At 60.5% G+C, this 7,396-nt stretch carries 5 protein-coding genes and 1 pseudogene; 3 read left to right on the top strand and 3 right to left on the bottom strand.

What is annotated here, in order from left to right; genetic code table 11:
• Positions 1-597 precede the first annotated feature (597 nt).
• Positions 598-2,050: pseudogene (tnpC, locus tag K309_RS44390) on the top strand (IS66 family transposase).
• 126 nt (positions 2,051-2,176) lie between these two features.
• Here tnpC and K309_RS0132985 read toward each other — a convergent pair.
• The 3 genes from K309_RS0132985 to K309_RS0132975 all read right to left on the bottom strand — a co-directional run bounded on the left by K309_RS0132985 (position 2,177) and on the right by K309_RS0132975 (position 5,019).
• Positions 2,177-2,998, bottom strand: coding sequence for an ABC transporter permease (locus K309_RS0132985; protein ID WP_051320747.1), 822 nt, complete (start codon positions 2,996-2,998; stop codon positions 2,177-2,179).
• Positions 2,991-3,860, bottom strand: coding sequence for an ABC transporter ATP-binding protein (locus K309_RS0132980; RefSeq protein WP_084402678.1), 870 nt, complete (start codon positions 3,858-3,860; stop codon positions 2,991-2,993). The genes K309_RS0132985 and K309_RS0132980 overlap by 8 nt, the downstream gene beginning before the upstream one ends.
• A 118-nt stretch (positions 3,861-3,978) precedes the next feature.
• On the bottom strand, positions 3,979-5,019 hold the full coding sequence (locus K309_RS0132975; protein WP_198030901.1) for an ABC transporter substrate-binding protein: 1,041 nt from the start codon (positions 5,017-5,019) through the stop codon (positions 3,979-3,981).
• A gap of 380 nt (positions 5,020-5,399) precedes the next feature.
• On the opposite strand from K309_RS0132975, the gene K309_RS43905 reads away from it, so the two are divergent.
• The gene (locus tag K309_RS43905; protein ID WP_304413091.1) at positions 5,400-5,732 is read left to right on the top strand and encodes a LysR family transcriptional regulator; all 333 of its coding nucleotides are present in this window, start codon (positions 5,400-5,402) and stop codon (positions 5,730-5,732) included.
• Positions 5,729-5,989, top strand: coding sequence for a LysR substrate-binding domain-containing protein (locus K309_RS43495; RefSeq protein ID WP_029050231.1), 261 nt, complete (start codon positions 5,729-5,731; stop codon positions 5,987-5,989). Before K309_RS43905 ends, K309_RS43495 begins: the two co-directional genes overlap by 4 nt.
• The last annotated feature ends 1,407 nt before the right edge of the window (positions 5,990-7,396 follow it).

Here is a 7,396-nt window from a genome sequence, read left to right as displayed (position 1 = left end):
GTAATCCGCAAATCGGTCACGTGTGCTCATGCACTTCCACCTTTAATGAAGAAGTCCATATAATGCACTATTTTTTATGACACAGTAAGACTAGACCCTGGATGGACATGTGAACTATCGAGGAGATCGCGCCGACACGGCCTGCGATGCCGGATATACAGATCGAAACGCAGCGCGGGGGCGTCGACGGCCAGTATTCATTCGCTGGGATTGGCGGCAGCAGAGTGAGCCGAGTGGCAGCAGGGGTGGCTGCGTTGATCCGAGTCGAGCTACTGAGCCGCTGGACATGCGCGCGGGGACCGACACGGTGCTGGCGCGGGTGGTGAAGGTATTTGGGACTGCCTGGTCGCACCATGCTTATTCCTTTGCCAAGAAGTGTGCCACTCGCATGAAGTTTCCGGTATACGACGGCATCGTTTCATTTGGACCGACGGCACACGATTGTGCTGGTAGCAACTGGATGCACTGGTGTTGGGCCGCCTTGGAAACGCCTGGGTTAAGATGGAGCGATCACGGTGCTGTAGTAGTGGCTTGGCACAAGGCAGCAACGTACATTGGGGCTTTGCCGATGGTCTGGGTGCAGGCAAGATTCGGAACATGAATTCTGCCGAGCACCTGGGCGACCTGAGCCCACAGCAACTGCGCGAGTTTACTGCGGCGGTGTGAGCGCAGATCGAGCAGCAGGACGCGCTAATGCTCGCGATCCGGAAGAACCACGCTACCGGCAGACCAAGATCGAGCAGCTCACGCGAACTGGCCCCGCGCAAGCGCTGGAAGTTCGGCAAGCGTAGCGGGCAACAGTCGCCGGCGCAGGCCAGCCTGCTGGAAGAGGCATCATGATGCGGACCGTGAGGCGATCGAGGCGGAGCTGGAAGCTCTGCTCCCGTCGTCCAAGGCGGAGCCCAAGAACAAGCCGAGACGCAAGCCGCTGCCGCCCTAGTTACCGCGAACTTGGATCCATCACGAGCCAGAGTCCGGGACTTGCGCGTGCGGCTGCGCGCTCAAGCGCATCGGCGAAGACGTCAGCGAGAAGCTGGACTACACTCCTGGCGTGTTCACGGTCGAACGCCCATATCTGGGGTAAGTGGGTACGCGCGCAACGCGAGACCCTCCCGCAGGCCCCGGTTCTCCGCACGTCATCGACAAGGGCATCCCCACCGCGGGGGCTGCTGGCGCATACGCTCGTGTCCAGATTCGGTGACCAATCCTCGTCTCTATCGGCAAGAACGTAAGGCATGTGCCGGCTCGGCGATCCCGCAATCGACCCTGGGCGCTTGGGTCGGCATCCGCGGTGTGCAATTGCAACTGCTGGTGGACGCGCTGCAGCAGGAGGTCTGACGCAGAGCGCGCGGCACGCCGACGATGTCCAGGTGCTCTCGCCAGGCGATGGCAAGACACAGTACCTATCTGTGGGCCTACGCGCCGAGCCAATCTCGTCGTTGCGAGCAGTGGTCTATCAGTTTGCCCCGAGCCGCAGCGGGGAACATGCCCGGGCGTTCCTGCAGCTGGCAAGGTAGCTGGTGTGCGATGACTTCCACCGGGTACAACGTCACCTTCGGCAAGCGGCATCATTGAGATCGGGTGCGTGACGCAAGCATGCCGCAAGTATTTTGCTGCACGACAAGCACACGAGCGAGTTGGCCGGCCAGGCGCTGCGCTTCATTGCCGGGCTATACGAGATCAAGCGAGAGGTGAGGGACGCGGAGCCAGCATTGCGCCCGGATATGCGATAACCGCGGGCCGGGCCAATCCTGGACGCGCTGCCTCTCTGGCTTGACGAGCAAAGGCGGCGGGTGCCCGAGGGTTCCGCCATCGGACGTTGCTATGGACTACAGCCTCGATCTAGGAGATCAAACTAGCTGTTAATCGGACCCCTGCGTGCCGCCAGCGGGCGGCTGCGATCATGAGCCTGGTCCAGTCGGCCAAGCTCACCGGGCACGATTCCTTCGCCTACCGGAAAAGCGTGCTGGCATGACTCCCAGCCCAGAAGACCTCGGACATCGCTGAACTCCTGTCCCCTCGCTGGTCCGCTTCCGCTCTCGCTGCTTAGCCCTGTCAAAAGGGGTTCACGGGGCCCTTACCAAGATGTGGCGAGTTGCACGTGTAAGCAGATATTGCTGCCGGCTCCACGGAAGCGTCTCCGAGGGAGCCGGATAGTTCCCCAGCCGGTTCGCGCTCACCGGCTGGGCGGCTGCCACGGAATAAGGCGCCGTTCGAGTTGTTGGAATAGCGCGAAGATCACGGCCCCCATGATGCCTGCGGCAAGCAGCGCCGCCAGCGAGAGCTTGAGCGACAGGATCTGCCAGGACTGCCAGATCAGGTAGCCAAGACCCTTCTCGGCATTGAGATATTCGACCGCGGTGGTACTCATCAGCGCCAGGCCGACCGAAATGTGGACGCCGCTCATGATGACCGGCATCGCGGCGGGAAGCATCACTCGCAAGTAGAGGTCTCGCGACCGCGTCTCGAAGCTCCTGGCGACATCCTTGTAGATGGTGTCGATGCTCATCACACCAGCCATGGTGCAGATCACCATGGTGAAAAACGGCCCGAGCGCGATCATCAGGATGTTCGACTTCTCGTTGAGACCGAGTAGGATCAGAAACAGCGGAAAAAGCGCGATGCGGGGCAGCGGGTAGAGCACCGTAACGATCGGCTGGACCAGCACGCGGCACCAGCGGAACATGCCCATGCTGAGCCCGAGGAAGATTCCCGGTATCGTTCCAAGCAGCATTCCCAGCGCGAAGCGCCAGGCGGTCTGCCCGATATGCTCGTAGAGGCCGCCTTCGCGCGCGAGCTCCGCCAGGGTCCCGAGCACGACTGTCGGCGCCGGCAGGATACGTTCATCGAATACGCCGAGCCGTGAGCACAGCTCCCATAGTACAAGCAGGGCCAGTGGGCTCAGTACCGAGAACATCAGTTCCGGTCGTGGCAGCTTGATACCTCGCGTAGTCCGCGGCAGCGGGTTGACGGGAGTGTTTCCGAGGGCGTCATTCATGGTTTTCTCCCTTTGCCTTCAGCTCGCTGCGCAGCGAAATGACTTCTTCGCGCAGACTGTTCCAGATGCGGCGCCGGACCTCGATAAACTCGCGGTCGTTCTGCATGTCCAGCACATTGCGTGGGCGAGGCAGCCTGACATCGATGATGTCCTTGATGCGGCCTGGCCGCTTGCCCATGACTGCCACCCGGTCGCCAAGGATAATGGCCTCATCGAGGTTGTGGGTGATGAAGACCACGGTCTTGCGACTGCCCTCCCAAAGCGCAAGCAGGTCCTCATACGCCAGCATCTTCGTCTGCTCGTCAAGCGCGCCAAAAGGCTCGTCCATCAGCAAGATCGCCGGATCGTTCGCAAACGCCCGCGCCAGGTTCACGCGCTGGAGCATGCCGCCCGACAGCTCACGCGGGTAGGCGTTCTCAAATGCGAGCAAGCCAAGTTTGTCGAGATATTCGCGCGCGATGGCATTGCGCTCGCTTCTGCCAACCTTGCGCGCGGCTAGGCCGTAGGCCGCGTTGTCGAGTACGGTCATCCACGGAAACACGCCGTTCCCCTGGAATACCATCGAGCGCAAGGAGCCGCCATTGGCGCTGATGTTGCAATGCATGGTTCCGGTTGACTGCATTTCAAGCCCGGCCAGCACGCGCAGCAGTGTGGTCTTGCCACAGCCGCTCGGCCCTACCAGGCAGAGAAATTCGCCTTCGTGGATGGTAAGGTCCACCCGGCTGAGCGCCGTCATGTACCCGGCTGCGGTCTCGAAAACCTTGGTGAGGTTGCTGAGTTCGATACGGCCGCTGCGCCGCCCGATCTCAGTCAGCGTTGCACCGCCTGTTGGCGGTGCAGCAGCCAGGGTGCTTGTACTCATGTGCGTTGTCTCCGTGGGTCGTGGTCCGTCGGGATGGCGGAAATCGCCTCCGACGTATTGGTGGGTGCATAGTGTGGGCTGGGTACGGCCCGTAGTTGGCTGAGATGAGGCTTGCATATCAGTGTGCGCCCGCAGCCTGGCGCGCTCGCTCCAGCTGGGTCATATCCACGACCTTGGCCGGATCGATTGGCTTCTTGACGAGTCCGGACTCGACCCAGAAGCGTTGCACGCGCGCCAACGACTCCAGCCGGATCCCCGCCTTTTCGTTCCAGTAGGGAATGCCGCCCACACTGCGCAGCAGATCCTCCGGCAACCCGGTCCATTTGGCCGCAAGGGCCAGCAACTCGGGCGTCCATTGGCCTCTGGCTTTCGCGACTTCGCGCACGGCTTTGAGGTACGCCGTGAGGAAGCTGCTGACCGCGGCGGGGTGATCGCGCAGGAAGGCCTCGGACGAAGCAAGGTAGCTTTCCTGGTACCACGGCACCACATCCTTGTAGGACAGCCAGCGAACGCCAATGCCCCGGCTCTCGATCAGCGTCGCGGTGGGCTCGCTGACGCCTGCCACATCGACCACCTTCTGGCGCAGGATCTCCGGGGTGTCGCCGGGAGTGCGCGGCTTGTACGACAGGGTTACGTCAGATTTCTTCAGGTCTGCACTGTACAGCGCGCTGCGCAGCAGGAAATCGACCGGATTGCCTTCAACCGCACCGTCGACCTTGCGGCCCTTGAGGTCCTGCAGTTTGCGAATCGCGGCCGCATCCCATAGATCCTTGCGGACGACCAGCACGGCGCCGTCGCGATAGCCCTGCTTCGGCTCGGTGAGGGTAGAGATCAGCTTGATATTGAAGCCTTCGGAGAACTGATTGAACATCGCAGGCCCCGCGATTACCGCGCTGATATCGACGTCGCCGCGCGCGAGCAAGGGCATCTGACTGTTGGCTGACCCCTTGTACGGCATGACCTGCACATCGAGGCCCTCCGCGCGGAAGTAACCGCGTTCGACCGCGAGGAAGAGCGGCAGGTAGATGATCTGCGCTGGATTGAGGGAAAACCGAACCTTCTGGTACTGGCGGCTGGCCTGCGCCTGCGCCACTGCGCAGCTTAGCGAGAGGCTTAGTATCGCAAGCAGCAAGCCAAGGCGCTTGAATCCATGTGTCATGCGAGTCTCCGTGAGATGGGATGAATCGTTCGCCTCGCTGGAAGGCCGGGACGTGGGCCGATAGGAAGCGAAAGATGCGCCCGTCCGGGGCCGGACCGGGGCCCGGCTCTGCAGGCCGGCAAGAACAGTGTGCGCGTCGGTAAGCCGAGGAACAAGACGACCCCGAATGGAAATCATGTTCCAGAGTTGGAACGCGTAGCCTTGGCTTACGACCGTATTGACGGTCGATCAGGTGAGCAAGTCCGCCAAGATTGCCTTCCACTGAGGCAATCGTGTCGCCATACTTTTATAGTTGCAACTCGAGCCGAGGATAAATATGTGGCTTGACTTTGGATTGTCCACAACCGACCATGTCTGATTCGATACCCTGAAGGTATGGCTTGGAACTGCGCCGTCTCCGGTATTTCCACACCGTTGCCCAAGAACTGAACGTCACCCAGGCGGCAGAGCGCCTTCATATGGCCCAGCCGCCGCTGTCACGCCAGATCAGGCAACTTGAGGAAGAAGTCGGCGTGGCGCTGTTCGACCGGGTTGGCCGCGGCCTGCGGCTGACTGAGGCTGGGCGCTTTCTGCTGGAGCAGACCATGCTGCTCACTAAGCGGCTGGAAGAGACCATCGAAAGCACTCGGCGTATCGGTCAGCAGGAGAAACGGTGGTTCGGCATCGGCTTCGTGCCGTCCGTGCTGTATGGCGTGCTGCCGGCGCGGAAATGATTACCGTCGAGCAGGTGGAAGCGCTCAAATCGGGGCGTATCGATCTGGGCTTCGGCCGCATCGCCATCAACGATCCCGCCATCCACCAGCAGGTCGTGCTGGCCGAACACCTAGTGGCGGCCTTGCCGCAGAACCGGCCTGCCCCCCACCGCCGCGCCCTGACCCCGGAAGGCCTAGCGCCCAAGGGCTGCAACTGCGCGTGGCGCTCGAGGCCAATGAACTGCAAACAGCCCTGGGGCAGGTCGCCGCAGATGTAGGGATAACACTGGTGCCGGCTTCCATGAGCGCGGTGTCCCGGGGCGATTTAGATGCTAATCGTGCACGTTTAGGACCGCGTTGTTCAGAAAAGTGACGAATAAGGATAATGCAACACTTCTTACATGCAAGCATAACGTGGCATTTCAGCCACGAATTGCCTGACTTCCCATTTTGAGAAACCTAGGCAATCGTTGGCGCAATACAGGGCAAGGAATGGCGCGATTTTGGCGGAAATGATCTTCATGCGCCATGCGTTCTATGCCTTCCACAGGGCAAAAGATGGCGCATTCCTTTTTAGACAAGGCATTCCGTGTCGCAATTTCTCCGCGATTAATTTATTGATTTGCAAATGTTTTTTTGTGCGGTTATGGGAATTGGACACGGCATAGTCTGTCGCAACTCGACCTCCTTCGTAAAAAGACAGACGTTAAGTGCGGTATGAGTTACCCAATGCATGAGCGTGGCTCGCGCCTGCGTCCGCCACTTGAGGCAAAGGGACCAACAAATTTGTGCAATGCCGCATCACGTCTGCTAGATTAAGGGAAAACCCGTGAGGATAATCCCCATAAGAAGACGGCGCCATGAACATCCAATCCGACATCAAGCTGACCGACTAACTGGAACGCGACCTCATTGACCGCGAACAGGGTACCCAGAGCCCGGGCTTTGCCAACGACGTGAAGTACGTGATCGCCGGCGTGCAGAACGTTTTCACCCGCCTGCAGGCGGAAGCGCGCAAGGCCAAGGTGGTCTACGCGAACGGCTGATCGAAACACGCTGCAAGTACCGGCGGCGCAAATGCGCCGCAAGTATTGAAACCGGCCCGCCACGTACCTGGATTCGGTGCGCGGCGGGCCTTTGCCTTTTTGCACGTATGGGAAAGCGGAAGGCCCGACTCCTACCATCCTGGAGCGCTTTGAGCAGTAGCCGTGGCTTCGAATAGCAAAAGAACATCTCCGCAGGTCGCCTCAAGTGCAGGCAAGACGCTGAGCAGTAGTTCGTCGAGTGCGCTCCAAAAGTCGCTAGCCGGCTCGGCCTTGCGGCAATCCGGCTCTAGGGTAACGCTTATGTGGACGCCTCCCGGATTGCAAGCCGATTGACATGGTGGTCGACAGGTGAAGGCAGCACGCTTATGTCCGGCCCTTTTGTGCAGGCCGCTCAGCCTGCTGGCCCATATGGAATTCGCTGGCGAGGTCCTCATCTGATCATCGAGCGTTGCTGCTCACATTCCCTATCGGGTTTTCCTCGCCCCGGTCCAACCTGTTAGCCATCATGCGATCAATGCTTGCGCTCCTTGAGAACAAGTCAGTTCAGACGGATTGTCGGGGGCACGCACCTGGCTATACAGCCATGGCGGGTGCCGTGTATCTCGTATCCCTTGCTAGCACCGACCAGATGGTCCGGGC

Origin of the sequence: Cupriavidus phytohabitans (assembly GCF_000426345.1) — a bacterium.
In the GTDB taxonomy this organism is placed as follows: Bacteria; Pseudomonadota; Gammaproteobacteria; order Burkholderiales; family Burkholderiaceae; genus Cupriavidus.
The sequence above is the reverse complement of the archived record's forward strand: the minus strand, read 5'-3'. Positions and strand labels throughout refer to the sequence as shown.

What these genes read in the sequence shown, in the direction of transcription:
- K309_RS0132985 (WP_051320747.1), bottom strand. Translation starts at nt 2,998, where the DNA reads ATGAATGACGCCCTCGGAAACACTCCCGTCAACCCGCTGCCGCGGACT.
- K309_RS0132980 (WP_084402678.1), bottom strand. Translation starts at nt 3,860, where the DNA reads ATGAGTACAAGCACCCTGGCTGCTGCACCGCCAACAGGCGGTGCAACG.
- K309_RS0132975 (WP_198030901.1), bottom strand. Translation starts at nt 5,019, where the DNA reads ATGACACATGGATTCAAGCGCCTTGGCTTGCTGCTTGCGATACTAAGC.
- K309_RS43495 (WP_029050231.1), top strand. Translation starts at nt 5,729, where the DNA reads ATGATTACCGTCGAGCAGGTGGAAGCGCTCAAATCGGGGCGTATCGAT.